Source organism: Leucobacter sp. cx-42 (assembly GCF_014529985.1).
Classification (GTDB): domain Bacteria; phylum Actinomycetota; class Actinomycetes; order Actinomycetales; family Microbacteriaceae; genus Leucobacter.
Map to the genome: position 1 here is coordinate 24,956 of NZ_JACVMU010000013.1, position 26,447 is coordinate 51,402.

Annotated in this window: 27 protein-coding genes and 3 tRNA genes; 21 read left to right on the top strand and 9 right to left on the bottom strand. The window is 58.9% G+C overall.

All coding sequences use genetic code 11. The features are described 5' to 3' along the window. Positions 1 to 11 precede the first annotated feature (11 nt). From yidC to rpmH, 4 genes are read right to left on the bottom strand one after another with little or no spacing between them, the layout of a single operon-like run. Entirely contained in the window at positions 12 to 989 is a 978-nt protein-coding gene (gene yidC, locus ICM05_RS11600) for a membrane protein insertase YidC (protein WP_188024845.1), read from the bottom strand. Between the two features lie 4 nt (positions 990 to 993). Continuing rightward, on the bottom strand, positions 994 to 1,305 hold the full coding sequence (yidD, locus tag ICM05_RS11605; RefSeq protein ID WP_188024792.1) for a membrane protein insertion efficiency factor YidD: 312 nt from the start codon (positions 1,303 to 1,305) through the stop codon (positions 994 to 996). Beyond that, entirely contained in the window at positions 1,302 to 1,685 is a 384-nt protein-coding gene (gene rnpA / locus ICM05_RS11610) for a ribonuclease P protein component (RefSeq protein WP_188024793.1), read from the bottom strand. Before rnpA ends, yidD begins: the two co-directional genes overlap by 4 nt. Before the next feature lie 21 nt (positions 1,686 to 1,706). Then, complete coding sequence (rpmH, locus tag ICM05_RS11615; protein ID WP_188024794.1) at positions 1,707 to 1,844, bottom strand: 50S ribosomal protein L34; 138 nt, start codon at positions 1,842 to 1,844, stop codon at positions 1,707 to 1,709. A 399-nt stretch (positions 1,845 to 2,243) separates the two neighbouring features. Here rpmH and dnaA point away from each other — a divergent pair, with 399 nt between their 5' ends. The 12 genes from dnaA to ICM05_RS11675 all read left to right on the top strand — a co-directional run bounded on the left by dnaA (position 2,244) and on the right by ICM05_RS11675 (position 14,480). After that, on the top strand, positions 2,244 to 3,674 hold the full coding sequence (dnaA, locus tag ICM05_RS11620) for a chromosomal replication initiator protein DnaA (protein ID WP_215401778.1): 1,431 nt from the start codon (positions 2,244 to 2,246) through the stop codon (positions 3,672 to 3,674). A 399-nt stretch (positions 3,675 to 4,073) separates the two neighbouring features. Continuing rightward, a complete protein-coding gene (gene dnaN, locus ICM05_RS11625) occupies positions 4,074 to 5,216 on the top strand; it encodes a DNA polymerase III subunit beta (protein ID WP_188024796.1) in 1,143 nt (380 codons plus the stop codon). A 9-nt stretch (positions 5,217 to 5,225) separates the two neighbouring features. Beyond that, on the top strand, positions 5,226 to 6,422 hold the full coding sequence (gene recF, locus ICM05_RS11630) for a DNA replication/repair protein RecF (protein ID WP_188024797.1): 1,197 nt from the start codon (positions 5,226 to 5,228) through the stop codon (positions 6,420 to 6,422). A 77-nt stretch (positions 6,423 to 6,499) separates the two neighbouring features. Further along, positions 6,500 to 6,916 (top strand): DUF721 domain-containing protein, encoded by a 417-nt coding sequence (locus tag ICM05_RS11635; protein ID WP_251364655.1) that lies wholly within the window; start codon positions 6,500 to 6,502, stop codon positions 6,914 to 6,916. Positions 6,917 to 7,273: 357 nt separating this feature from the next. After that, positions 7,274 to 9,262, top strand: a complete 1,989-nt coding sequence (gene gyrB, locus ICM05_RS11640) for a DNA topoisomerase (ATP-hydrolyzing) subunit B (RefSeq protein ID WP_188024799.1) — start codon at positions 7,274 to 7,276, stop codon at positions 9,260 to 9,262. Then, a complete protein-coding gene (gene gyrA, locus ICM05_RS11645) occupies positions 9,240 to 11,825 on the top strand; it encodes a DNA gyrase subunit A (RefSeq protein WP_188024800.1) in 2,586 nt (861 codons plus the stop codon). The genes gyrB and gyrA overlap by 23 nt, the downstream gene beginning before the upstream one ends. Continuing rightward, positions 11,818 to 12,225 carry a DUF3566 domain-containing protein gene (locus tag ICM05_RS11650; RefSeq protein WP_188024801.1) on the top strand — a complete coding sequence of 136 codons (408 nt, stop codon included), beginning with the start codon at positions 11,818 to 11,820 and terminating at the stop codon, positions 12,223 to 12,225. Before gyrA ends, ICM05_RS11650 begins: the two co-directional genes overlap by 8 nt. Positions 12,226 to 12,294: 69 nt before the next feature. Next, positions 12,295 to 12,371: transfer RNA gene (locus ICM05_RS11655), tRNA-Ile, on the top strand. A 396-nt stretch (positions 12,372 to 12,767) separates the two neighbouring features. Beyond that, positions 12,768 to 13,334, top strand: a complete 567-nt coding sequence (locus ICM05_RS11660; protein WP_188024802.1) for a M57 family metalloprotease — start codon at positions 12,768 to 12,770, stop codon at positions 13,332 to 13,334. Between the two features lie 11 nt (positions 13,335 to 13,345). Beyond that, on the top strand, positions 13,346 to 13,900 hold the full coding sequence (locus ICM05_RS11665; RefSeq protein ID WP_188024803.1) for a hypothetical protein: 555 nt from the start codon (positions 13,346 to 13,348) through the stop codon (positions 13,898 to 13,900). A gap of 245 nt (positions 13,901 to 14,145) precedes the next feature. Then, positions 14,146 to 14,218, top strand: a tRNA-Ala gene (locus ICM05_RS11670). A gap of 186 nt (positions 14,219 to 14,404) precedes the next feature. After that, a tRNA-Ala gene (locus tag ICM05_RS11675) sits at positions 14,405 to 14,480 on the top strand. A gap of 53 nt (positions 14,481 to 14,533) precedes the next feature. Here ICM05_RS11675 and ICM05_RS11680 read toward each other — a convergent pair. The 3 genes from ICM05_RS11680 to ICM05_RS11690 all read right to left on the bottom strand — a co-directional run bounded on the left by ICM05_RS11680 (position 14,534) and on the right by ICM05_RS11690 (position 17,908). Next, a complete protein-coding gene (locus ICM05_RS11680; protein WP_188024804.1) occupies positions 14,534 to 15,460 on the bottom strand; it encodes a dihydrodipicolinate synthase family protein in 927 nt (308 codons plus the stop codon). An 8-nt stretch (positions 15,461 to 15,468) separates the two neighbouring features. After that, a complete protein-coding gene (locus tag ICM05_RS11685; protein WP_188024805.1) occupies positions 15,469 to 15,810 on the bottom strand; it encodes an antibiotic biosynthesis monooxygenase in 342 nt (113 codons plus the stop codon). An 85-nt stretch (positions 15,811 to 15,895) separates the two neighbouring features. After that, positions 15,896 to 17,908: an Ig domain-containing protein gene (locus tag ICM05_RS11690; RefSeq protein WP_188024806.1), complete on the bottom strand. Its 2,013-nt coding sequence runs from the start codon at positions 17,906 to 17,908 to the stop codon at positions 15,896 to 15,898. A 310-nt stretch (positions 17,909 to 18,218) separates the two neighbouring features. Here ICM05_RS11690 and ICM05_RS11695 point away from each other — a divergent pair, with 310 nt between their 5' ends. Genes ICM05_RS11695 through ICM05_RS11715 form a run of 5 tightly spaced genes read left to right on the top strand, consistent with a single transcriptional unit; the run spans position 18,219 to position 22,743 of the window. Further along, on the top strand, positions 18,219 to 19,451 hold the full coding sequence (locus ICM05_RS11695) for a histidine kinase (protein WP_188024807.1): 1,233 nt from the start codon (positions 18,219 to 18,221) through the stop codon (positions 19,449 to 19,451). Further along, a complete protein-coding gene (locus ICM05_RS11700; RefSeq protein ID WP_188024808.1) occupies positions 19,439 to 20,143 on the top strand; it encodes a response regulator transcription factor in 705 nt (234 codons plus the stop codon). The genes ICM05_RS11695 and ICM05_RS11700 overlap by 13 nt, the downstream gene beginning before the upstream one ends. After that, entirely contained in the window at positions 20,140 to 21,108 is a 969-nt protein-coding gene (locus tag ICM05_RS11705) for a DUF4097 family beta strand repeat-containing protein (RefSeq protein ID WP_188024809.1), read from the top strand. The genes ICM05_RS11700 and ICM05_RS11705 overlap by 4 nt, the downstream gene beginning before the upstream one ends. Positions 21,109 to 21,140: 32 nt before the next feature. Further along, on the top strand, positions 21,141 to 22,178 hold the full coding sequence (locus ICM05_RS11710; protein ID WP_188024810.1) for an alpha/beta hydrolase: 1,038 nt from the start codon (positions 21,141 to 21,143) through the stop codon (positions 22,176 to 22,178). 10 nt (positions 22,179 to 22,188) lie between these two features. Further along, a complete protein-coding gene (locus tag ICM05_RS11715; RefSeq protein ID WP_188024811.1) occupies positions 22,189 to 22,743 on the top strand; it encodes an NUDIX hydrolase in 555 nt (184 codons plus the stop codon). A 215-nt stretch (positions 22,744 to 22,958) separates the two neighbouring features. Here the strand turns inward: ICM05_RS11715 and ICM05_RS11720 are convergent, their stop codons facing one another. Then, positions 22,959 to 23,459, bottom strand: a complete 501-nt coding sequence (locus ICM05_RS11720) for a DNA/RNA helicase (RefSeq protein ID WP_188024812.1) — start codon at positions 23,457 to 23,459, stop codon at positions 22,959 to 22,961. 177 nt (positions 23,460 to 23,636) lie between these two features. Between ICM05_RS11720 and ICM05_RS11725 the strand changes: the two genes are divergently transcribed. Together ICM05_RS11725 and ICM05_RS11730 are read left to right on the top strand one after the other, a co-directional pair. After that, on the top strand, positions 23,637 to 24,146 hold the full coding sequence (locus ICM05_RS11725) for a peptidylprolyl isomerase (RefSeq protein WP_188024813.1): 510 nt from the start codon (positions 23,637 to 23,639) through the stop codon (positions 24,144 to 24,146). Between the two features lie 179 nt (positions 24,147 to 24,325). Then, positions 24,326 to 25,078 (top strand): rhomboid family intramembrane serine protease, encoded by a 753-nt coding sequence (locus ICM05_RS11730; RefSeq protein WP_353055899.1) that lies wholly within the window; start codon positions 24,326 to 24,328, stop codon positions 25,076 to 25,078. A gap of 120 nt (positions 25,079 to 25,198) precedes the next feature. On the opposite strand, the gene ICM05_RS11735 is transcribed toward ICM05_RS11730, so the two are convergent. Beyond that, positions 25,199 to 25,471, bottom strand: coding sequence for a cell division protein CrgA (locus tag ICM05_RS11735; protein WP_188024815.1), 273 nt, complete (start codon positions 25,469 to 25,471; stop codon positions 25,199 to 25,201). Positions 25,472 to 25,533: 62 nt separating this feature from the next. On the opposite strand from ICM05_RS11735, the gene ICM05_RS11740 reads away from it, so the two are divergent. Further along, positions 25,534 to 26,280: a class E sortase gene (locus ICM05_RS11740; RefSeq protein WP_188024816.1), complete on the top strand. Its 747-nt coding sequence runs from the start codon at positions 25,534 to 25,536 to the stop codon at positions 26,278 to 26,280. 9 nt (positions 26,281 to 26,289) lie between these two features. Continuing rightward, positions 26,290 to 26,445, top strand: a complete 156-nt coding sequence (locus ICM05_RS11745) for a hypothetical protein (protein ID WP_188024817.1) — start codon at positions 26,290 to 26,292, stop codon at positions 26,443 to 26,445. The last annotated feature ends 2 nt before the right edge of the window (positions 26,446 to 26,447 follow it).

A 26,447-nucleotide genomic window follows, 5' to 3' on the forward strand; every position in this document is an offset into this window, starting at 1 on the left:
CGTACGCCTACTTACTTCTTCTTCTTCGCGCGCTTCGAGCTCACCGGCTGCTGACGCTGGCCCTGGCTGATCTCGGGGTTCTCGATCTTGTCGAGCTCTGCACGCTCCTCATCAGTGAGCTTGCCCTTCGCCTTGAGGCGAGCCTGGCGTGCGCGCCATGCGTCACTGCCCGGGGTCGGCATCTTGTTGATGACGATCGCCTGCTGACCCATGGTCCAGATGTTCGACGTGAACCAGTAAATGTTCAGTGCGAGCGGGAAGGTAACACCCGAGAAGAGGAACGCGAACGGAATGATGTAGAGGAACATCTTCTGCTGGCGGTACATCGGCGAGTTCTTCGTCTCGTCAGAAACGTTCTTCGACATGATCTGCAGCTGGGTGAAGAACTGCGAAGCGATCATGAGGATCACGATCGCGCCGAGAAGAACAACAACAACCCAGTTCTGAGCTTCCCAGCCCTGAGTGAAGGTCATCTTCAGCGGAGCGCCGAAGAGCGTTGCACTATTGAAGCTGTCAGTCAGCTCCTGCGTCATTGCGCCGATGCCGGCCTGGCCCTTGCCGTCACCCGCGCCGGAGCCCATCGCACCCGATGCCTGACGCAGCACGTAGAACAGCGAGAAGAAGATCGGCATCTGGATCAGGATCGGCAGGCACGAAGCGAACGGGTTCGTACCGTGCTTCTTGTAGAGCGCCATCGTCTCGCGGCTCATGGCCTCGCGCGAGTACTGGTCCTTCTTGCCCTTGTACTTCGCCTGGATCTTCTTCATCTCAGGCGCAAGATCCATCATGCGACGCTGCGACTTGATCTGGCGAACCGTCACGGGCACGAGTGCCGCACGCACGACGATGACGAGACCGATGATCGAAAGGACCCAGGTCAGACCCGAATCAGCATCCATGCCAATGAAGGTGAATGCGCGGTGCCAGACCGCCAGCACAAGCTCAACGAGCCACCGGAGTGGCCACAGAATTGTCTCGAAGAATTGCACCTGATCAGGCCTTTCGGTCAAGCGGGCGGACGTATCCGCTGGAATTAAGTTCAGTTGTTACGCGGCGGGGCGGTCGGACATCATCGATGCCTCCCGAGCTCCAGGGATTACACCTGAGCAGGCGCCACAGCGTCAACGCGACTCCGGTGACGAAACCGCGCTGTTGGTATGCCTCTACAGAGTACCGGGAACATGACGGGTAATACCTGCAGACATCTCCATAGAGGGGGGATATCGCGAGTCGGTAGAGCTTCATGATCGCGATCGCGATGTTGCGGGGGAGCAACCACAGCTCCATCACGATCCGCCGAATCATCGTCGTTCGCCTCGGGCCCGCGGCTCCATCGCCTTCGCCACACCGCGCCGAAGCTCAGCTTCGAGGTCGACGAAGGACGCATCCGCGCACGCTGGAAGTGCGCGGAACACGATGTCCACGTTCACAAGGCCTTCATGAATGAGGCGCTCTGAAATGGTCTTCATGCGCCGACGCAGGAGATTCCTGGTGACGGAATTGCCCACCGCTTTCGAAACGATGTAGCCGAACCTCGCAGGAGATGATTCCTGGGGAACTGATTCAGCCCCCCGAGAATGAGAAACCGCGTGGGTGATGCAAAAAGCACCTCCCACGCGGCGTCCAGACCTGACGGTCTGGCGGTAATCATCTCCCCGAGTAATGCGGTGTTGCCGTGACGGCATGACGCACCCCGGTTTCGAGAATTACGCGCTGAGCTTCGTGCGGCCCTTGCCGCGGCGTGCCGCGAGGATTGCGCGGCCTGCGCGGGTGCGCATGCGTGCGCGGAAACCGTGGTTCTTTGCGCGGCGGCGGTTATTGGGCTGGAACGTACGCTTGGTCATAATGCAGACTCCGTGACTTTTGGAACAGATCCCCTTGCGCTCCAGGCGAAGAGGAAGTCGGACGCTAGGCACTCAGCATTCGTTCTGACGTTTGCTTACGCAGCACGTCAGGCGAGCGGGCGCCCATACAAGGTATTGAGTTTACGCGGGAATTGAACGTGCGTCAATGTGAGCCACCTTGGAGACACTCTCAGGTAAACCCGCCTTTGTGGACTTGCCTGTGGACAAATCTGTGGGTAACGTGGAAAAAGCGGCACTTTGCCGCATATCCGCGCGATTTTTTGAGTTATTCACATATAGCTCGATGCTTGGGTATAACTTTTGTCCACAGATTTCTAGAGGTGTGCATTGAACGACGCGGAACTCAGCGAAATCTGGGAGGAAGTCACTCGAATTGTGATGTCGAATCCCGCAGTGGGGCCGGCAGTTGGCGCTCAGCTTGCTCTCGCTTTCCCGCGAGGACTGGCTGCAGGCACGTTGTATCTTGCGGTTCAGCTTGAGTTCACCCTGAAGCTTCTGGAGAACCGACTTCGCCCCGCGATCATGGAGGCACTCGCTGAAGTGCCCGGCGCAGAACCGATTCAGAGCTTCATCGTCATTGTCGACGCAGATGCTCAGCCTGTTCTCGAGCCAGAATCGTTTGAGGAGAAGACTTTTGACGTTTCCCGGCCCACTTCGGGCTCTGGAAGCGATATTTCCGAGTTTTCGTCCTCCAGAAACGATTCTGCGCGTCCCGTGGAGCCGAGTCGCCCAGTGGAAACTCCTTCCGTTCGCGCACAATCGCGCTCACAGGTGGAGCCACCACGACTCAACGAGAAGTATCGCTTCGATAGTTTCGTTATTGGTCAGTCAAACCGGTTTGCTCACGCTGCGGCCGTTGCTGTCGCAGAAGCGCCGGCCCGTGCCTACAACCCGTTGTTCATTTATGGTGACTCAGGTTTGGGCAAGACTCACCTGCTTCACGCAATTGGCCACTACGCGATCGAGCTCTTCCCCGATATTCAGGTGAAGTACGTGAGCTCGGAAGATTTCACGAACGATTTCATTAACTCGATCGCGAATAACCAAGGATCGGCGTTCCACGCTCGATACCGCAGCGTCGATGTGCTCCTCATTGACGACATCCAGTTCTTGGCCGACAAGGTTGAAACGCAGGAAGCGTTCTTCCACACATTCAACACCCTGCATGATCACAACAAGCAGGTCGTCATCACGAGTGATGTGCAGCCGAAGCAGCTTCGCGGTTTTGAAGAGCGCATGCTTTCACGTTTTGAGTGGGGTCTTCTCACCGATATTCAGGTTCCCGACCTCGAAACTCGAATCGCGATTCTTCGTAAGAAGGCACAGCGCGAACGCCTTGAGGTAGATGACAACATCCTCGAATTCATCGCGAGTAAGTTCTCGTCAAACATTCGCGAGCTCGAAGGCACGCTGATCCGCGTGACGGCATACGCGAGCCTGAACCAGCAGCGAATTGACATGGCGCTGGTGCACACCGTCCTCAAAGATCTCATCACTCTCGATGCTGACAACGAAGTTCAACCGTCATCGATCATTAGCCAAACCGCTGACTACTTCGATCTCGCCGTTGATGATCTCTATGGACCATCGCGCGCACAGCAAATTGCGCTTGCGCGACAGATCGCAATGTACCTCTGCCGAGAACTGACGCCTCTTTCACTTCCGAAAATCGGTCAGCTTTTTGGCGGGCGTGATCACACCACGGTGATGTACGCCCACAAGAAAATTACGCAGCTGATTGCCGAGCGCCGCTCCGTGTACAACCAGGTCACGGAACTCACCACTCGCATCAAGCAAAGCGCCTCGTAACACCGCGTTCACCCGGGGTTTTTACAAAAGATTTGTCATTCTCAACATGGTGCCTGTGGATAACTGTGGACAAGTTCACAAAAATTGTGCACTCAGGCCGGTTGCTTGTGAATTGCGTGGTTTTTGTAAGTTTCGCGGAATCACAAGGATGTGGAGGTATTCAAGATCCTTCAACAGGTGACATTCGTGTAGTTCCCTTGTAATTATTAGCTTCGGCGAAGTTATCCACAGTATCCACAGGGCCTATTACGATTACAGATTCTTGTTAACTTTCATGGGCACTCCATCACTCTTTACCGACGGCGAAGTGCTCGACACGAATGCCAAGAATCTTGGAATGTGCAAAGATATGTGAGTCTGGGCACAAGCCCTCACTCTCAGCTTCGAAAGGGATGCAATATGCGTTTTACGGTCCATCGGGATGTATTCAGCGATGCCGTTTCGTTTGCAGCGAAGCTTTTGCCTCAGCGACCAACTCAGCCATTGTTGAGCGGTGTGCTTCTCGAGGCTGAGAATCAGTCACTGACGATTTCGTCTTTTGACTATGAGGTCTCCTCACGCACGGAAATCGCTGCAGAGGTAAGCACCGCTGGACGTGCGTTGGTTTCAGGACGCCTTCTTGGCGAAATTGCGAACCGTTTGCCCCACTCTGATGTTGAAATCTCTCTCGTGGAGAGCCGCGTTGAGGTTCGATGTGGATCCTCATCCTTCAGCCTGCCCGCGATGCCAGTTGAGGAGTATCCGCAGGTTCCTGTTGTGGACACTGTTTCAGGTGTCGTTCCCGCAGATGAATTTGCGAAGGCAATTTCTCAGGTCGCACTTGCTGCGTCAAAGGATGATGTCACTCCGGTAATCACCGGTGTACTTTTCGACATCGCAGAAAACGTACTGACCCTGACTGCTACCGACCGTTACCGTGTGGCTACCCGCGGCATCGATTGGGAGCAGCAGTCTGAGAACGTTCCTTCTCAGGCACTGGTGCCGGCGAAGATCGTCACCGAGGTCGGAAAGACCTTCTCGAATGAGGGTCAGGTTCGACTTTCCATCATCAAGGATGGTGAGCGTGAGCTCATCGCCTTCAGCGGTGGCAACAAGACGGTAACCTCGCTTCTCATCAAGGGCAATTACCCGCCCGTTGGCCGCCTTTTCCCTGATCAGGTGACGAATTACGCGGTTATGAGCACGAGCGAACTGATCGAGGCTGTAGGCCGCGTCGGGCTTGTTCTCGAGCGCGAGGCGGCGCTCCGTTTCTCCTTCAGCGAAGGAACTGTGGTGCTCGAGGCTGCGGGTACGGAGTCGGCTCAGGCTCAGGAAACCGTTGATGCACATCTCGTTGGTGACGACATGATCGTTTCGCTCAAGCCGCAGTTCTTGCTCGATGGCTTGCGTTCGACTCATGCAGAGTTTGCCCGCATTGGCTTCACTCGTACCGACAATCCGGGAAAGCCGGGGCCCGTGCTCATCACGAGCCAGCGCAGCAAGGACGAGGCTGATGATGAGAGCTTCCGCTACCTGCTGCAGCCTAACCTGCTGCTCCGATAAGAGGCAGCGTTGCGCGTCGCGCACCTTTCTCTGAAGGATTTTCGGAACTACGTTTCTGCGGAACTCCCGCTCAAACCGGGACCGAACCTGCTCTTCGGTAAGAATGGACAGGGCAAGACCAACCTTGTTGAGGCAATCGGGTTCTTCTCGACGCTTCGATCACACCGTGTGAGCACGGATGCCGCGATGGTACGCGGAGATGCACCGGCAGCAATTGCACGCATGAAGGTCGCAGCGGGGGATCGCGACGTCATTCTCGAGGCTCAGATCAACCGCGTTGGCGCTAATCGTGCGCAGTTGAACGGAAATCCTGTTCGCGCACGTGAGCTCACTCGCTGGTTCTCCTCAGTTCTGTTCGCACCGGAGGATCTTACGATCGTTCGTGGTGAACCATCCGTACGTCGTCGCTTCATGGATGATGCACTCGCGGCACGCCTTCCGGTTGCCGGCGGAGCTCTGAATGACTACGAGAAGATCGTCAAACAGCGCACTGCGCTACTTAAGTCGGCGCGCACACAGCCACGGTCGGCTATTGAGTCGACTCTCTCCGTTTGGGATGAGCAGCTCGTTGAGCACGGTGTGCGAATCATGTTGGCACGTCGTGATTTAATCACCGACCTCGAAACACCCATGCGCGACGCCTACACTTCACTTGTCGGGGCGGACCATTCACCCACGATGCGTGTCTTCGAATCAGTTGCTGACGTACTCGAGGGATCAAGTTCGCATCGTGTTTCACGTGAAACAGGGGTCCGCACTTCGCACGCTTCTCGGACAATAGAGGAGTCATTGGTTTCACGTGAAACGCTCACTGAGCAGTTCCACGAGGCAATTCAACTGGTACGACAGCGCGAGTTTGATCGTGGAGTGACTCTGGTTGGACCCCATCGCGATGACATTCTGCTTTCGCTTAATTCGTTGCCAGTAAAGGGATACGCGAGCCATGGTGAGTCGTGGTCATTCGCGCTCGCTCTCAAGGTAGGACTCGCTAATGTCCTTCGCGCAGAGTCTTCTGCCGGCGATCCCGTGATTCTGCTCGATGACGTCTTTGCTGAGTTGGATGCTGGGCGTCGTGAGCGCCTGATGCATGCGGTGAGTGATTTTGAGCAGGTTATTGTCACCTCCGCTGTCCGTGAAGATATCCCCGCAGGGCTGGACTGGCACGAAGTACAGGTCATCGCCGGCGAGCTTGTAGAGGAAGCTTAGGGATGGTGGCGCCAGGTAGTCCAGGCTTCTCTGCCGACGCATACCTGCGTGCGAAGTCGGTATGGAAGGGGCGTCCTATGCGACGCCGTCGTCTTGCCGCCCAAGATGGCGAAGGGATCACTCGTCCCTTCGCCAAGGGACGGGACCCGCGCGCGCTCGGCGACCTTCTCGATGTCGTCGCGCAAGACATGGGATGGCGTGGTGAGCTTGATCAGGCTCGCCTGGTGTCCGAGTGGCCTGCATTCGCGGGGGAGTCCACCGCCGCACACACGACCGTGGTCGGCATCGAGAATGGCATCCTCCAGGTGCAGTGCGATTCGACGACCTGGGCGACTGAGCTCCGACGGTTGCGTGCTGAACTCGTTACCCGAATTCTGATTGACTATCCAGATTCCGAGATTCGCGATATCAAGTTCATGGCTCCGGGGGCTCCAACCTGGCGGCATGGTCGACGAGTTGTGCCTGGTAGAGGCCCCCGAGACACCTACGGATAGTTTTCTCAGATCGATTCTGCGGTTTCGACTGGATCTGGAGTCCATCTTGGCTCATTCTCCCATGGAGCGCATCTGGGTTAACTCGTTTCACGTGAAACACCGGCGGTTCGCTCATCAGACGTTTACCCCATCTAGCTTAAGAAAACCAGAAACCGTGTTTTCTTAGATGGGCAGCTAGGGCCGTTCTGGTGGACAGGCTTCTTCGGAAACTGAAATTATGACGGAGCCGTGCCGCAAAACATGTCTCAGAACGCACGCAAATGGCCGTATTTCGCCTCAAAAAGGGTAGACTTGGGTACTGAAGTGTGCCGCGACAATTCTGTCGCCTGGCGATCCACAGAGAGTGTGTAACGCAACATGAGTTCAGAGCAGCAAACCCAAGAGTACGGTGCGGATAACATCCAAGTGCTCGAGGGTCTCGAAGCAGTTCGCAAGCGCCCCGGTATGTACATCGGCTCGACCGGTCCCCGTGGCCTGCACCACCTGGTGTACGAGATCGTAGATAACTCTGTCGATGAGGCGCTCGCGGGATACTGCGACACCATCTCAGTCACCATTCTGGAAGACGGTGGTGTTCGAGTAATCGATAATGGCCGCGGTATTCCAGTTGATGAGCACCCCACCGAAGGCCGCTCGACCGTCGAGGTGGTCCTCACAGTTCTTCACGCGGGTGGCAAGTTCGGCGGTGGCGGCTACGCAGTGTCGGGTGGCCTCCATGGCGTTGGCTCCTCGGTGGTAAACGCGCTTTCGACTCGTTTTGATGTCGCCGTAAAGCGTCAGGGTTTCACGTGGAACATGTCGTTCACGAACAGTGTCCCGGACGCACCGCTCGCGCAGGGTGAAGCTACCGACGCTACAGGTACCACCATTACGTTCTGGCCGAGCGCTGAGATCTTCGAGACGATTGAGTTCGACTACGACACTCTTCGCACTCGCTTCCAGCAGATGGCGTTCCTGAACAAGGGCTTGCGCATTGAGCTCACGGATCTTCGCCCGCAGGAGCCAGTGGAGAACGCAGACGGCGAGCTCGTAGCACCCGCTCCGCAGCATGACAGCTTCATGTACGAGCGTGGCATTGAGGACTACGTCCGACACCTCAACGCTTCGAAGCGTGCAGAGGTCGTTCACGACGACATCATCTCGTTCGAATCAGAAGACACTGAACGAAAGATCTCGGCAGAGATCTCGATGCAGTGGACTACATCGTACTCAGAGAGCGTGTACACCTACGCGAACACCATCAATACGCATGAGGGTGGTACTCACGAGGAAGGTTTCCGTGCGGCACTCACCACATTGGTGAACAAGTACGCGCGTGAGAAGAATATCCTCCGAGAGAAGGACGACAATCTTTCTGGCGATGACGTTCGTGAGGGTTTGACTGCGGTTATCTCGGTCAAGCTGGGGGAGCCTCAGTTCGAAGGCCAGACAAAGACCAAGCTCGGTAACACCGAAGCAAAGGCGTACGTCCAGAAGGTCGTCTCGACCGAGTTGGGCGACTGGCTCGAGCGCAACCCCGGCCCCGCGAAGGACATTATCCGTAAGGCTATCCAGGCTGCGACTGCTCGTCTCGCTGCGCGTAAGGCGCGCGAGACTGCCCGCCGCAAGGGCCTCCTCGAGTCGGGCGGCATGCCCGGCAAACTTTCGGACTGCACGAGCAAGGATCCCGTCGTTTCCGAAATCTTCATTGTGGAGGGCGACTCGGCAGGTGGCTCGGCAAAGACCGGACGTAACCCCGAGACCCAGGCAATTCTGCCCCTTCGCGGCAAGATTCTGAACGTTGAGAAGGCACGCCTTGATCGCGCACTCAACAATGCAGAGGTTCAGGCAATGATCACCGCGTTCGGCGCGGGCATTGGCGAAGACTTCGACGCAGAGAAGGCGCGCTACCACAAGATCGTCCTCATGGCCGATGCTGATGTCGATGGTCAGCACATCACTACGCTGCTGCTGACGCTGCTCTTCCGCTACATGCGTCCGCTGATTGATATGGGCTACGTGTACCTCGCTCAGCCGCCGCTGTACCGCATCAAGTGGACCAACGCGGATCACGAGTATGTCTTCAGTGATGAAGCGCGTGACGCGGCCCTCGCGGCCGGCGCCGCTTCGGGCAAGCGCCTCCAGAAGGAGAGCGGCGTGCAGCGCTACAAGGGTCTTGGTGAGATGAACTACGAAGAGCTCTGGGAGACCACGATGAACCCCGAGACGCGTACGCTCCTCCAGGTCACTATGGATGACGCCGCCGTCGCTGACGAGGTATTTGCAACGCTGATGGGCGAGGACGTGGAAGCACGTCGTGGCTTCATTCAGCAGAACGCGAAGGATGTGCGTTTCCTTGACATCTAACAATGAGACCCCGGAGGTCGAGAGCGTGAGCACTGAGCACACCGGCACCGATGCACCCAAGGGACGCATCGAGCAGATCGAGCTGAAGACCGAGATGCAGCGTTCGTACCTCGATTACGCAATGAGCGTGATCGTCGGTCGTGCGCTTCCTGACGTTCGTGACGGCTTGAAGCCCGTTCACCGTCGTGTGATCTACACGATGTACGACGGTGGCTACCGACCGGACAAGGCATTCTCGAAGTGCACCCGTGTAATCGGTGACGTCATGGGTCAGTTCCACCCGCACGGTGACTCGGCGGTGTACGACTCCCTGGTTCGCCTCGTGCAGCCATGGGCAATGCGGTACCCGCTTGCGCTTGGTCAGGGTAACTTCGGTTCGCCGGGTAACGACGGCGCTGCTGCACACCGTTACACCGAGACCAAGATGTCCCAGCTCGCCATGGAGATGGTGCGCGATATTGATGAAGACACCGTCGATTTCCAGGACAACTACGATGGTCGTACCCAGGAGCCCACGGTTCTGACGGCGCGATTCCCGAACCTGCTGGTGAACGGCTCGGTGGGTATCGCGGTCGGCATGGCGACGAACATTCCGCCGCACAACCTCCGTGAGGTTGCAAGCGCTGCGAAGTGGCACCTTGAGAACCCCGACGCTTCTAAGGAAGAGCTTCTCGAAGCCCTCATGGAGCGCGTATCGGGTCCCGATTTCCCGACGGGTGCGCGCATCCTCGGTACCCGCGGTATCCGCGATGCGTACACGACGGGACGCGGATCGATCACCATGCGTGCGGTTGTGGAGATCGAAGAGATCCACGGTCGTACCTGCCTCGTAGTTACCGAGCTCCCGTACCAGGTGAACCCGGATAACCTCGCGATCAAGATTGCCGACCTCGTGAAGGAAGGTAAGATCCAGGGCATCGCGGATATTCGCGATGAGACCAGTGGTCGTACCGGTCAGCGCCTCGTCATCGTGCTCAAGCGCGATGCGATCGCAAAGGTAGTACTGAATAACCTGTACAAGCACACGCAGCTGCAGGAGAACTTCGGCGCGAACATGCTTGCCATCGTCGACGGTGTGCCCCGCACGCTGCCGCTCGACGGTTTCATTACCTACTGGGTACGTCACCAGGTCGAGGTCATCGTCCGCCGTACCGAGTACCGCCTGAAGAAGGCTGAGGCTGAGGCACACATTCAGCGTGGCTACCTCAAGGCGCTCGATGCGCTTGACGAGGTCATCGCACTGATCCGCCGATCGCCGACGGTCGACGAGGCTCGTGAGGGCCTCATGGCACTCCTCGACGTCGATCAGATTCAGGCTGACGCAATTCTTGCCCTCCAGCTGCGTCGACTTGCAGCGCTGGAGCGCCAGAAGATCCTTGATCTCGCGGCAAAGCTCGAAGCACTCATTAAGGACTACGAGGGCATCCTCGCTTCGCCTGAAGAGCAGCGCTCGATCATCGCTGAGGAGCTTGACGAGGTCGTGCAGAAGTTCGGCGACGATCGCCGCACCACGATTCTTCACGGCTACGACGGCGACATGTCGATGGAAGACCTCATTCCCGAAGAGGAAATGGTTGTCACCGTTACTCGCGGCGGCTACGTGAAGCGTACGCGCATCGACAACTACCGTTCGCAGCACCGCGGCGGCAAGGGTGTCAAGGGCGCGCAGCTGCGTGCTGACGACATCGTTGAGCACTTCTTCGTGACCACGACGCATCATTGGCTGTTGTTCTTCACGAACACCGGCCGTGTGTATCGTGCGAAGGCGTACGAGCTCGCTGAGGGTGGTCGTGACGCGAAGGGCCAACACCTTGCAAATCTGCTCGCGCTTGCGCCTGATGAGACGGTGACGCAGATTCTCGACCTCCGTGACTACTCGGATGCCGGCTACCTGCTGCTTGCAACCCGTAACGGTCTGGTAAAGAAGACGGCGCTTGCTGAGTACGACACAAACCGTACCGGCGGCATTATCGCGATCAAGCTCCGCGAGGGTGACGAGCTCATTTCTGCGTTGGTTGCAGAGGCTGATGATGACATTCTGATGATTTCGAAGCACGGAATGTCGATCCGCTTCACGGCGAGCGATGATGCGCTCCGTCCGATGGGTCGCTCGACCAGCGGTGTTCGCGGTATGAACTTCCGTGAGGGAGATTCGCTGCTTGCGGCCTCGCGTTTGACCGATGATCAGGGATTTGTCTTTGTTGTCACCGAGGGCGGCTACGCAAAGCGCACCGCTGCAGACGAGTACCGAGTCCAGCAGCGCGGCGGTTACGGCATCAAGGTTGCAAAGCTTGATGAGGAACGCGGCGATCTTGTCGGCGGCTTCATCGTCGGGGAGGACGACGAGGTTCTTGTCGTCCTCGCAAGTGGCAAGGTTGTTCGTTCAAACGTGAACGAGGTCCCTGCCAAGGGCCGTAACACCATGGGCGTCGTGTTTGCACGGTTCCCAGAGCAGGATCGTATTATTGGGATCGCGCGGAATTCGGAGCGCGGTCTCGATGAGGGCACCTCTGAAGATTCTGAATCTGAGACCCCAGAGAACAAGGAAAACGTGAATGAGTAATACAGTCGCAGACAAGCTCGCGAACAAGAGCCGTAAGAAGGCGCCGACCAAGCAGGTCCGCCTGAAGCTCGTTTACGTCGACTTCTGGTCGGCCGTGAAGTTCTCGTTCCTCGTGTCGGTGTGCCTCGCGGTAGTGAGCATCGTCGCGACGATCCTTGTGTACTTCGTGCTCGTCCAGACTGGTGTGCTTGACCAGATCAACCAGCTCTTCATGGACATCACCGGTGGCGAGTACAGCTTGCTGAACATCCTTGGCTTTGCCCAGGTCTTCGGCTTCTCGGTGATCGTCGGCGTATTGAACGTCGTCGTCGGTACCGTACTCGGTGCGATCGCTGCGCTGCTCTACAACCTCATTGTGCGGGTTGTTGGCGGCTTCCAGCTCGGTTTCACCAGCAACTAAGACACGCCGAACAGGCGGCGTCGATTTTGCCGGCCAAGGATTGACCGTATAAAGTTAACTCTTGGTTGCGGGGCTATAGCTCAGGTGGTTAGAGCGCTTCACTGATAATGAAGAGGTCCCAGGTTCAAGTCCTGGTAGCCCCACCAAAACCGAAAGGCAGTTGAGAAATCAACTGCCTTTCGTCATTTCTGCGTGTGTTTCACGGCGGCGGATCCTCCAGCCCATTCCGGCTCATGTCCCTTCGAGAACCCCGCGCCTTCTCGAGTAACGGCGAGCTGTCGCATGTGCCTCTCTCAGCGGCTTTCTTTCGACTCGGCGCCCAGCTCTGGCCGCTCACCGTTTGGGCGCTCTCGTGGCCATTTCGCGCGGCTGAGCGCCATGCCTTGCGATCCGCGTCCCCAAATCGGGAAATTACACCAGAGATGAACGTATGACTAGGGAAACAACGCCTTGTACATAAACGCGCTTGTGTGAACTTCATAGCTTTACCAAACTGAATTCCAAGGTCACGATGAGGTGTACTTACCGAATAAGGGGAACGCATGAAGAAGGTTCTGATTGGCACTCTTGCGGTTTTACTCGCGGTCTCATTCCCGGTAGTGAACGGGGATGCGGCCGAAGCCGCAAACTTCGTAGGATGCAAGATCAAGACGCGGACTGTGCTCTGGAAAGACGCCACTACAGACGCCGCCTATCGCTCTGCTGCATCGAGCGCCGTGAGCGCATGGAATTCCAGCACAAAGGTCACCTTCAAGAAGGTGACCACGGGGGCACAGCTCACCGTTGCGAATGGCAACTTTGGGACAACCGGGTTCGACGGAATCATGAAGTCCGGAACCTCGCTCAAAGCGCCCGGCTGCAAGAACGGTGCCTGGACCTCCACCGCATTCGCGTGGCTCAATACGAAGTACACCAATAGCTATCCGGCAGCGGCGAAGAAGTCGGTGTTCACGCATGAAATTGGTCATGCGCTCGGCCTCGCCCACAAGGACACTGGAACCTGCTCCAAGCTCGCGGTTATGCACCGCTCGAGCCAGGTGCGGTATGCACAGTGCAAGATTTCAACTCCGCGGGCGGATGACATCGCCGGCATCAACAAGATTTACTAGGGGAGCGGTACATGTTTGCAAGCAAGTTCGCAGCAGTGGGTGCTGCGGCGCTTGTCCTCACAGGACTCGTCGGTTGTGCGTCTTCGGGGGCGAGCGCGAGTACGGTCGCTGGCAGCGTTGAAGCGCCAGTGGAGAGCTATGAAGTCAGTCGAATCATGACGTATGACACCATCGCGGATCTCGCCGCAGGGAGCGATCTGATCGTTGTCGCAGATATCAGCGAAGAGTTCACCGAAACCGAACTGGATGGTCTCCCGTTCACTGACCGTGTGGTGCATCCGAGTGAAGTGCTGAAAGGTTCTGCAACGGACCAGGTGACGGTGATGAGCGTAGGAACGCAGCATGCCGAGGGTGCGCTTCAGCCCGGGAAGAAAGATCTCCTCTTCCTGACCGAGTACGAGTTTGAGCCAGGAGTCGCCACTGGAAAGTACGCTGTCACCGGTGTCTATGCCGGCGTCTACGAGCAGACCCGGGGGAGTGAATTCATCAAGCTTGATCCTGAGTCACCCGAGCTGCCCGATGTGGTGCTACTCGAAGACGTCATTGCCGCGATCGCTGACAACTAGCCGGTCAGAAACGCGGTGAATCAACGCAGTCACCGAGGTGTGGGCGGCGCATGAACGCCGTCCACACCGTTGGCGGATCGAGCCGCCCGGGTCCTGTTGCACACGGCCGTGAGACCGTGCGGGGACTTTGCGCGGGCCTCGTGAGAAGCCCTCGCTCGCCTCTCGGCGTGTCGCGATTTTGCACTGAGGGCTGGGAAGGCGCTATAGTTTCTTGAGTCGGAACGGGTTCCTCCCGGTCAGATAACGGGTCCTTAGCTCAATTGGTAGAGCGCCTGCTTTGCAAGCAGGAGGTCGCGAGTTCGATTCTCGCAGGATCCACGGTAGAACCCCACCTCATAGAGGTGGGGTTCTTTTGTTGTGTCTGGGGAGCTGGGACCTGGTGACGCTCACGCTCACGCTCACGAGAGATCCGCGAAACGCCCATGAGTTAGCGCCCGATTTTTACTCCCCGAAATTCTGGGATATAGTTAATGAGTTCGCACGGGGAAGATCCGAGCAGACAACGGGTCCTTAGCTCAATTGGTAGAGCGCCTGCTTTGCAAGCAGGAGGTCGCGAGTTCGATTCTCGCAGGATCCACCACTAACCCCGCCTCAGTGAGGCGGGGTTCTTTGTTTGTGGCTGGGACTGGGTGCTCAGTTGTGCGCGTTGATACTCATGACATCGAGTGCCCGAGCAACCAGATCACGATCGGCTGCACCGAGCCCCTGCACGGGGAGCGGAAGGCACGACGGCTCCGCGTAGCCCAACAGCTCTGCAACGGCTGCTATCGGGCGGAGGCTACCGCCAAGCTCGGTGAATAGATCCAACAGCGGCGCGAGCTGGCTCGTCACAGTGCGCAGACGATCCGCGCTCTGTGGGTCGCCAGCGCGTACGCTCTGAGCTGCGCGGGTCAGGGCGAGAGCTTGGTCGGGGAGCGTTCCACCGAGCACGGAGTACCACGCGTCACAGCCGGCCACCAGCCCGGTCGCTGCACTCTGGTCGCCTGAGACACCGATGGTGACGTGGGGCGGTATGACTGCGCGGATCCGGGAAACGTGTGCTTCGGCCTCAGCCGGATCGCCGGGCACCCCGGGAATCTTGATCGAAGCAATGCCAGGAAGCGCTGCGATGCGTGCGTACAGGTCGAGATCGAAGGTGAAATGAGTCGTGCGTGGGTTGTCGTAGACGATGACGGGAAGCGATGAGCGCTCGGTTGCCGCACGGAACACATCAAACACCTCATCGTGGGTGAGCGGCTGGTAACTCACAGGTGCAACGAGCACGGCCGCGGCGCCAGCACGCTCGGCGACGGAAACGTTCTCAAGCATGTGGCTTGTGCGCAACGCTCCAACGCCGATGAACACAGGCACATCTCCAGCGTTGTCCACAGCAAGTTTGGTGACGCTGGCACGTTCTTCTTGGGTGAGATAGGCATAGGATCCGGTAGATCCCAGCGCGGTGATCGAGTCAACGCTGGCGGCGACAAGGCGCTGCATGATGGCCGCGAATGCGGCTTCGTCGACGCGATCCGCGCTCATTGGGGTGAGCGGGAAGGCACTCAGGCCGGTGAAAAGAGACACCGCGGACCCTAGACGCTAGCGGGAATGTGCTCGAGACCGAGCGCAGGGTTGCCATAGACCGCCTGGACCTCGGAGATCACCACGCGGTATTCGCCAAGCCACTCGCCGTAGCGTGCCTTCGCGAGCTGATGGGTGTCCATGGATACTAGCGCACGCAGCGCCTCCATGCTCGACCAGTAGTACACCTCTGCGTGCAGGCCGGTGTCCTCGTTGTGCCACGCTTCTTCGCCGAGGAACCCCGGAATCTCACGTGCGCGCTGCGCAATCTCGCTATCGATGCGGTGGAACTCGTCAGTGAGATTGCCGACCTCGAAGATGAAGGTGGAGCTGAATGTTGGCTTCGTTGTCATGCCCTGATTCTCGCAGGAGAGTGCGCGAGTGCGCGAGGGGGGTGGTGGGGCGTGGCGCGGATCCGCATCCAGCCCCACCACAGCGCTATGCGCGGCCTCGGCGAGCGAGGAAGACGGCGCCTGCCCCGATGATGGTGAGAAGGCCAGCTGCCCCGGCAACCAGGGTCAAACCTGCGCCGCCAGTATGGGCGAGGTTACTGGCACCGGTGGTGTGCCCACCGTTTCCTGGGTTGCCCGGAGTCGGCTTTGGCTCCGGGTCAGGCTTTGGCTCCGGGTCTGGCTTTGGCTCCGGGTCTGGCCCCGGAGTGGCCTTTTCGACCGTCACGTCAACGGTCTGCGTTGCACTGCCGAACACATCAGTAACGGTCGCGACGACCGTGTAGTTGCCAGCTTCTGTCGGAGTGCCACTCAAAAGCTTGGAGTTCGCATTGAAGGTGACCCCTGCTGGCAGGCCGTCCATCGACCAGGTTTGCTTGCCCTGTGCGTTCGCACTGAGTGTGATCGGGGCGATCGGTTCGCCAACACGCATGGTGTTCTGTGGGGCTTGTGAGGTGATCACCGGGGCGGGACCGGTGATTGAAACAGGCTCAGATGCGCCAGACACATTCCAAAAGTCGTCGACGTACGCGAGACGGTACTGCAGTGCGACGCTCTCTTCGGTTGCTTCTACATCGAGCGTGGTGGAGTGCTCATCGAGATCGGTCCAGGCGGTGCCGTCGGGGGAGGACTGCCAAGTGATGTTGCTGGCTGCGTCTGGTTTCACCCCGTCGAGCGTCACCGCGAACCGGGCTGAGTCGCCGAGTCGAGTGACCGCGGCATTCAATGGCTGTGTGGTGATTGCAGGTGGCAAGAGCACGGTGATGCTGTTGTCGGTGTCGGGTGCTGATCCGCCACCGTTGCTCACAACGATTTCGCCGATGTCGGTGCAGCTTTCTGGGAATGCGGCCTCGTCGGCGCACGTAGCGCGCTGATCCATGTAGATGGGGACACCGTCGGTGTCGCGGAAGCTGTCTGATCGCCGATCCTCGGTGCCAGCGACCTCATTGCCAAAGATTGCAGGGGCGACAAGATCGTATTCGGTCGTGAGACCCCAGGCGCGATCTTCGCGTGCGCTACCTTCTGACGGATCGTTGCGTGGATCCACAATGAAGTCATTCATGTACCGCGCGATGGCTACCGAGCCGGTGAGCTCGCCTGAATTCGGATCGTAGCGCTCCACATACCAGGAATAGCCGGTAGAAAAGAGTGATCCGGTCTTGAGGTCTGAGCGAATCCGATCGAACTGCCAGGTAGCAAAGTTAGTGTTGGGGCCGTTCTCAATAGCAAGCGTCGCCGCGTTGAGAACAGTGATGCTCGCGCCATCAAACGCACGTCCACCTGAGCCGACAATGACGGAGTTTCCATCGGCGCTCAACGTGATTGATCCAGTACGGTCGACCCCGATGCTCTGCGATGCGGTGATCGTGCCGGTCGAGAGATCTAGCTTTCTGACAGTTCCGTACACATCGGCCATGTAATAGCTTTGGCCATCTGTGCTGATGGTGTCACGGTACGAACTCGACGAAGGAACTGGCAGGGGCGCCCCGACTAGCTCGTTCGTCAGGGTGTTGAGCGTGAACACGTGCGTGCCACCAACGGAGAACGCGAGTACGTCAGCATCGCGCGCCGCAGACAGTGGTGAAATCTGCCCGGGAACGTCGAACCGGATCGTCTTGACGTGTTTGCGTGATTCCAGATCAAAGACATACAGATCACGGAAGCTGTTCGCTGGGGTGTCTGTAGACGCGCGAGATGTTGCGTAGGCGTATGTGCCGGTGCGGCTGAGCGTGAGAGACCACGGTTGCGCATTCTCAAGTTCGGTGCTCGTGGCAAGTGCCGGGTCTCGCATGACGGGAATGCGGATCGAAAGCGCATCACTCACAGCAGCCTGTTCCCCACCAAGAATGCGCGGGTCTTCGACATTCATATCTGGACTCGGAGGAGAGGGATCTGCCGGCGCAACTTCTAATACTTCCGCGGCATTGGCTGGTGCGAGGGTTACTCCGAGCAACACGGTGCCGATGACGGCTCCAATGCTCAGTCCTGTGCGCATCTTCATGTCTGGTTCACTCCATCGTGGAAAGATCGACCACGCACTCGCTTGACGGAGACGTAGCTATATGACGGATCTTACTGGCGTGCGTCGCTAGAAAACAGCGTCAGTATGGGCGCGGATCAGCTTCACTGTTTCACGGGAAACATCGTAGGCCGGCCCAGGATGGTGTGGCGTAACCCTGGGTTTTCGTGGAAGAAGTGCACTTCGCAGTGGGCGGTTCGTGCCGAAAGATGGCAAAAGGTAGGGAAACCCAGAAAGCATCTCTCCGGGTATCGGGCTACTCCCGCATGCAGTCGCACCGTAATTTAGAGGTATGAACACACACACCTCGAGCCGGCAGAAGCCGCCGCTGAGTATCGGGCTGACGATTTTGCACCTGCTGGCGTACGGCGTCATTGGGTTTGGGCTCGTGGTTGGGGGAGCGAGCTACATCGCGATTTCGATCGGGCTCATCCCACTCGCGGGCATCGGCCTGGTCATGCTCGTTGGTGCTGTGTACGCGTTGTTCGGCATCGGCTGGTTTGAAACTCGTCGTGTCTCAGAGCTCTACGACCTTGGCATTCCCGACCTGCGCTTCACCCGCCGCGAGACTCCGACGTTTGGCGGGTGGCTGAAGGCAGTGCTGCGGCAGTCGGTTGATGCACGCATGTGGCGCGCGCTCGCGAACTCGCTCCTGACCATTGCGCTGGGTTTCGTGCTCCTCGTGATCTTGCAGTGGGTTTTCCAAACGTCGTTTGATGCGGTGCAGTCCCTCATTTGGGGTAACTCTGCGGCATCTTCGGGAGTGCGAATGGGAATCGCGGTTGCGGGCTTCTTTTTCTGGCTGGGCAGCCTGTACGGCGCAGCCATGCTGCACCGACTGCTCTCGATCGCGCTCATCGGTTCGGCCGTGCGAGAAGCAGAGCTCGAAGAGCGAGCTGCGGCATCGCAAGAACAGCGCAAAGGCGCGGTACGCGCAGCAGATCTTGAGCGCACCCGAGTCGAACGCGACCTACATGATGGCGTACAACCTCGACTCGTCTCAACTGCGATGACCCTTGGGCTCGCAAAAGAGATGATCGACACTGATCCTGAAACAGCAAAGACGCTCGTCGCTGAGGCCCACACCTCAACGAAGGCTGCGATCACTGAGCTGCGTCAGCTCGCCCGAGGCATTTATGCTTCCGTTCTCGATGACCGTGGTCTCGACGCAGCGCTCTCCGCGCTCGCCGCACGGTCACACATCCCAGTAACTCTCGATGTGCAGCTCACCGGTCGGTGTAGCCGTACAGCTGAGGCAGCCGTCTACTTCGTGATTGCAGAGTCGCTGACCAACGCGGCTAAGCACTCGCGTGCGAGTGAATGTCGAGTCATAGTGCGCCTCCGAGATGATGGCACACTCTGGGCGCGAATCGAAGACAATGGCATCGGTGGCGCCACCGTAGTACCGGGTGGTGGCCTAGACGGTGTACAGAACCGCGTGCTTGCAGCGGGCGGCACGAGTACCCTTGCTAGCCCTAAGGGCGGCCCAACTACTCTGGAGGTGAGCGTGCCATGCGCATCGTAATGTGTGAAGACTCTGTATTGCTGCGCGAGGGGCTTGTGCGTCTCCTCGAACACGGTGGACACGAGGTTGTAGCAGCCTTGCCCGACACCACGGGCCTCATGGAAAAGGTGGCAGAAGCCAACCCCGACCTGTGTATCTTTGACGTTCGGCTCCCGCCAACCTTTACTGATGAAGGAATCCGCGCGGCTCTCGAGCTACGCCAAACGCGACCAGAGCTGCCGCTCCTCGTCCTCTCACAATATGTGGAGGAGCGATACGCGAGCGAGCTCATCGGAGCAGGTCCGAGCGGCGTGCAAACTGGTGCGTTCGGTTATCTCTTGAAAGACCGCGTTGCAGACGTCGGTGACTTCATCGCAGCAATTGAACGGATCAGTGAAGGTGCGACGGTACTCGACCCTGAGGTCGTAGCTCAGCTCCTCGCCCGCCGTGCCAAAGACGAGCGCATGCAGCAGCTCACCCCGCGTGAGCGTTCAGTCTTGGCAGCGCTCGCCGAAGGGCGCTCGAATCAGCTGATCGCTGAGCTCCTCTTCATCTCTGAGGCGAGCGTCGAAAAGAACATCACCGCGATCTTCCAGAAGCTCGGGCTTGAGGCCGAAGACGGAAACCGTCGAGTGCTCGCCGCGATCGCGCATATTGAGAGCGCGGGCGGGCCCGCTCACACGAATCGACCGCAGAACGGAATGGGCGCATGACCGACCAACAGAATTTCACAGGGCAGCAACAGCAACCGCAGCAGTTGCCGCAATCGATGCAACAGCCGCACCCACCAACGCAGATGCCGCAGCAGCCGGCCTCCGCCCAGCGTCCAAAGCGGCGCCGCGGTGTAGCAATTGGCGTCGGTATTGCTGGCGGTGTCGTGGCGCTTGGAATGCTTAGCGCTGCTGGCATCTGGCTTGCGAGTCTCGCCTATGAAGCGACTGCTGCGAGCGAGTCACGAGCGGCCACTTCACAGGGCTTTGCGAACGACGGAAAGGTCCACCCGCAGCAACACGGAGAACGCAGTTGGACGATCGATCTTGATCTCACGAACGTGCGCGCGATTGAAGTGAACGCGGCAGCGTCTGCAATGACCGTTCAGTTCACTGACATCGAAGTCCCGACGCTGAGTATCGAAGGGAACTTTGGCTACCAATGGTCCGCGTACAACGACGAGGGCACACTACAAATCGAGCGCACTGGCAACGCGAATCCGATGCAGATGAACGACAACGAACAAGCAACTCTTCTACTTCCTGTCGAATACGACGGGAAGCTCAGTGCCGAAATCAACGTTGGCGCGGGGGACCTATCGCTCGCGGGTGACTTCGTAATGCTCGACATAAACGTTGAGGCTGGCCGTGTTGACTACACAGGAACCGCGACCGCAGTGGAGCTCGAAGTAGGCGTGGGCGATGCAACGCTCAAGGTCACCGAGGCACGCACTATCGATGCCTCGGTAGGTATGGGGCAGGCCACCATCACGGCCGAAGGAAAACAGCCTGCGAGTGTCACAGTCGATGTCGAGCTCGGTAGTGCCGATGTGACATTGCCGGCTGGCGGTTATCGAGTGAGTACTCAGTCTGAGATGGGCAGCATTACCAACCTCCTCACACACGATCCGAAATCTCCAAACGTGGTTGATGTCAGCGCTGAAATGGGAGAGCTCACACTTCGCTAGGAAAGACTCTGCACCACAGCTAGTCTGAACCCATGACTGTAGAGTGGCGCCCTGATGTGCTCGGTGAAGGCTTCGAGTGCACCGATATCGACCTGGGAGAAGACACCGAAGGTCCCCTCGTTGCTACTCTGGTGCGATCCCTGCCTGCAGAGCGGAGCTTGTGGCAGCGGCTGCTGCGATCCGCGCCCCCAGAAAAGCCAGACCTCTCCAACGTCGACGTGCTGTACGTCCACGGCTGGTCTGACTACTTTTTCCAAACTCCGCTCGCGCAATACTGGACCGCTCGCGGCGCCCGTTTCTACGCACTCGACCTGCGAAAGTACGGGCGCAGCTTGCGGCCAGGGCAGACCCCGGGATACATCGAATCGCTCGATGAATACGACGCCGAGATCGCGCGAGCGGTTGCGATCATCGGGGGAGAAGGCAGCGCGAGCGGCGCGAACCACGGCAGTACCGGCCGCGAGCTCGTCCTCCTCGGCCACTCGACGGGCGGGCTTGTGCTCAGCCTCTGGGCGGCAAACAACCCTGGGGTGGCAAGCGCGCTCATACTGAACAGTCCCTGGCTTGAATTCCAACTCTCTTCCGTTGCGCGCAAGCTCATGATGCCCATTATGAATATGAGTGCGTGGATCGCTCCTCGCGAGGCGAGTCCGCAGTTCGACTTCGGGTATTACAGCCGTGCGCAGCGTGAGGTCGGCCCCACTGAAGTGCTCGACCGGCTCAACCACGAGTGGCGGCCAGACAAGTCTCACGCGGTCTACAGCGGTTGGCTCCGTGCCGTGCTTACTGGACACGAGCGTGTTGAGAAGGGGCTACACCTCACGATCCCGGTCTGCGTGATCATGTCTGACCACGACGAAGCACCCTTGCGGTGGAGCGACGCGCTCACGACCGCTGACACGGTGCTGTCGGTGAAGGCGGTCGCGTCAGCGGCGACGAGGCTAGGACGCTCAGTCACGATCGAACGCATCCCGAACGCGCTGCACGACGTGTTCCTGTCGCGAAAAGATGCCCGCACGGAAGCATACGCGCGGTTAAACTCCTGGGTCACAGGGTGGCGAGCAAGCTAAGCTCATACGTATGGATCTACGAGTTGCTGCATACGCAGTCATTGAGCGGCGCGGCAAGATCCTGTTGACGCATTGGCGTCGTGGGCACCTGCACGGCTGGACGTTGCCAGGCGGCGGGCTAGAAGACGGAGAAGATCCGCGCGACGCCGTTGTGCGCGAAATCTTCGAGGAGACCGGTCTGACCGCGAAGGCAGGTCGTCTGCTTGGTGTCGACTCTCGCGTAATGGTGCGCGAAGACGTTGAAGACGGACAGACTCCCGAGTTGCACACCATCCGCATCGTGTACCGTGCGTCTGTTCAAGACGGCCCGCTCGTACACGAAATTGACGGTTCCTCCGACGAGGCACGTTGGGTTCCGATCCGCGAAATCAAGTCACTCAAGACACTTTCGCTCGTGCGAACCGGTATGCGGATGGCTGGCATTCAGAACCGTCCCGTTGCTGCACGCAACCCGCGCCGAAAGCGCGCAGGCAAGCGCGGTGGGAAGAACGGCGGCCAGGGCAACCAAGGGGGCCAAGGTCATGGCTCAGGCTCGGGCGGTGACTCGGGTTCACCGAGCGCATAGCCCTCGCGGGTGCGGGTGAACCCCGCGAGAAGACCCCTTTCTCTCGAGATCGACCCTTTCTGCGCGTAGAAACTCTCGATCTCGGCAACAAGTGCCCGTTTCGCGGGTTTGGCGGATCGCGCAGGCCGCGCCGGGCCACCGCGCCGGGCCGCAAGAACACACAGCAAAGGCGGCCAGGGAAACCCCTGACCGCCTCGCGGAATCACACGAAGAGATTAACCCTCTGCGCTGACCCAAAGATCTTCGTCGGTGCTGAACGCGCGAGTGAGCAGCACGCCAACAGCGGTTGCAGCTGCGACGCCGAGCGAGATTGCGATCCACTTGCCAGCGCCCGAGCGCTTCTTCGCGGGTGCGATGTAGCCGGTGCGCTCGCCGAAGCGGCGAACCTGCTTGGCAGCGTTCTGGTTCTCGAAGCGATCGAGGGTACGAATGGTGCCCTGCAGTGCGTTGGTGACCATGGGAGCGGTCGCGATGCGTACCTGCTCTGCGGTGCGGCGCGCGTTCTCGATGCCAGTCTCAACGCCGGGACGGACGCGGTTCCACGTCTTCTCGACGCGGGGAGCGAGGTGCTCGTCACTGAGGTGACGGGCCTGGCGACCTGCGTGGTTCAGAACCTCGCCGGCCTGGCCGAGCACGACGCGCTGCTGGTCGAGCAGCTCCTGTGCTTCAGCGCGCAGACGGCGGAGCTCGCGGCGGCGTTTACGTGAGAGCTTCATTCGACTCCTCCTCCAGTCCGCGTGGTCGGCGCCATGCGGAACACTTCAGTTGCTCCAACGCTACACCGAATCTGCCTGCGCGTCCTGGTATTTCCTGCAGTTTCTCATCTCGCTTTCCGAGTGAACTCAACGCATCTGCCCGGTTGTACTCAGAGCACCTCCCCGTAGACTGAGTACATGACCATTCATACTTCTGTTGCGACCATTCACACCAACCACGGTGACATCGTGATCAACCTCTTTGGCGACCACGCACCGAAGACCGTGAAGAACTTCGAAGACCTTGCAAACAAGGGCTTCTACGACGGTGTGATCTTCCACCGCATCATCAAGGACTTCATGATCCAGGGCGGCGACCCCACCGGCACCGGTACCGGCGGCCCCGGCTACAACTTCGACGATGAGATCCACCCCGAGCTCTCGTTCGACCGCAAGTACCAGCTCGCTATGGCGAACGCTGGCAAGCGCCCCGACATGACCGGCCGCCTCTCGGGCACCAACGGCTCGCAGTTCTTCATCACCACCACCGAGCCCGCATGGCTCACTGGCAAGCACACCATCTTCGGTGAGCTCGCTGACGATGCTTCGAAGGCTGTCGTTGACGCAATTGAGTCGGTTGCTACCGGCGCAATGGATCGCCCCGTTGAGGACGTCGTCATCACCGGTGTTGAGATCGCTGCGGTCTAATTCCGTTGTCAACTAACGGCTCTGGCCCCGTATTCGGCGAACGCGCTGAGTACGGGGCCAATGACGTGTGTTACCGCCATAAGACGCGGCCCAGCTTCACGCTGTGTCAGCGCTGCGGTCGGACGGTGTGCGGTGAATGCCAGGTAACGTCCGCGGTGGGCCTGCTGTGCCCTGACTGCGTGCGTGAGGCAACACCCAGTGGTGCGAAGCGTGCTGGCCGCGCGACCCGAGTGCTCGGGCGTCGCATCAGCATGATGGAAACTCCGGTCACGATGGCGATCATCGCGATCTGCGCTGTGGTCTTCGTCTTGCAGCTCATCACCCACTACTTTGCTTCTGACCTGGTGACGACGGCGCTGTGGTATGCCCCGCTGTACTCACGCCCCGAGGTCTTTGAACCCTGGCGCATGCTGACAGTGATGTTCACGCATTCGACCGGGTTCTGGCTCCACATTGTGATGAACATGTACGCACTGTGGGTCTTCGGTCGCGAGATTGAGCGGCGGATCGGCCGTACGGCCTTCGCCGCACTCTACGTCTTCTCCGGTATCGGTGGATCGCTCGGCGTCATGTTCTGGGCCTACGTTCAGCCGTCGGCGCAGTTGGTTCCCACGGTGGGCGCTTCTGGCGCGATCTTCGGTGTCCTTGGCGCGATGTTCGTTGCGATGAAGGCGATGCAGGTCGACACGAAGTCGCTGGTTGTGCTGCTCGCGATCAATATCGGTATTGGCTTCTTGCCCGGTGTCAGTATCGCGTGGCAGGCACACCTCGGTGGCTTCCTGATTGGTGCGCTCACGATGTTCATCCTCGTGCGCACGCAGGGACCACGCAAGCGTGGGGCGCGGATCACCTTCCTCACCCTCGAAGCTGCACTCCTGATTGCCCTGAGCTTTGCGTACTTTGTGGTTTCGCCAAGCTTGGTGCTCAACTAACGCGGCAGCATAGATCCGCCATACAACACTGAAGGCCCCCGGCATTGCGCCGGGGGCCTTCAGTTATCCACAGGTTTCTCCCCAGTCTGGGGAGAAACTACATGGGTGTAATTCTTGTGGTTACTTCCACCAGGGAGTCATGAGGAAGCCGATCAGCACGAAGCCGAAACCGACGAAGATGTTGCCGTTCCCGAGTGCAGGAATAGGGAAGCCGACGGTTGAGCTCGTGACGTAGTACGTCACGATCCAGAGGAGTCCGATCAACATGAAACCGAACATGACGGGCTTGAACCATACGGGGTTCGGAGCCTCACTGCGTGCAGCACGGCGCGCTTCAGCGCTAGCGACCTCTGCCTTGCCGTTCTTCTGCACTTGCTTTCCTGATGCAACCATGTCCCTGAGTCTACAGCGAGAGTCCGGAAAAATTCGATGGGTCACCCGTAAGATAAGGGACTATGAATAGGGTCGCACCTGGAAAGGCTCGGCGTCGTCGCCTGAGCCCCCTCACGGTGATCGGTGAACTGTTGCTGGTCGCGGGCATCGCTGTGCTCGGATTCATCGTCTGGCAGCCCTGGTACGTGAATCTCACGGTTGGCGCGAAGCAGACCACGTTGACGGCTGAAGATTCCGCGAAGTGGGAAGAGGACTTCGTTCACGACCCGAGCATCGAGGGCGTTCCCGCTGTTGCTCGTCCCGCTGAGGGTGAAGTGTTCGGGGTCCTGCATGTCCCGGCATTCGGTAAGACCTATACGAACCGTGTGGCAGAGGGAACGAACCGCGATCTCGTGCTCGACCTCGATGAAAAGGGTATCGGCCGCTACACCGATACTTCGATGCCGGGTGAACCGGGCAACACCGCCTGGGCCGCTCACCGTTCTGGCAGTCACACGCAGCCGTTCCGCGAGATCATGAATTTGCGGATCGGTGATCCGCTATTCCTGGAGACTCAGCAGGGCTGGTACACCTACCGCTTCCGGTCGGCAGAGTATGTCGACCCGAGTGAGGTAGACGTGTTGAACCCGTTCCCGCGCTTGGAAGGGCCAGCGGGTGACGACCAGATTCTGACGCTCACGAGCTGCCACCCGAAGCACTGGGGTGCTTACGAGCGTGTGATTGCGTATTCCGTGCTTGAAGACTTCCAGCCGCGCAACGAAGGCCCGCCGGCCGAGCTGCTCGAGCTGAACCCTGAGTTGAAAGGTTAAGGCCGCGATATGTTCTCCATTCTTTGGCGCTTCTTCCCCGGACCTGCCTGGCTGCGCGTGATCATCCTGCTCCTCGCGGCAGCTGTGCTCGTGTACGCGCTCATCTTCTACATTTACCCGTGGGTAGCGACCCTGCTGCCCGAACCCGAAGTCACTGTCGAATAACC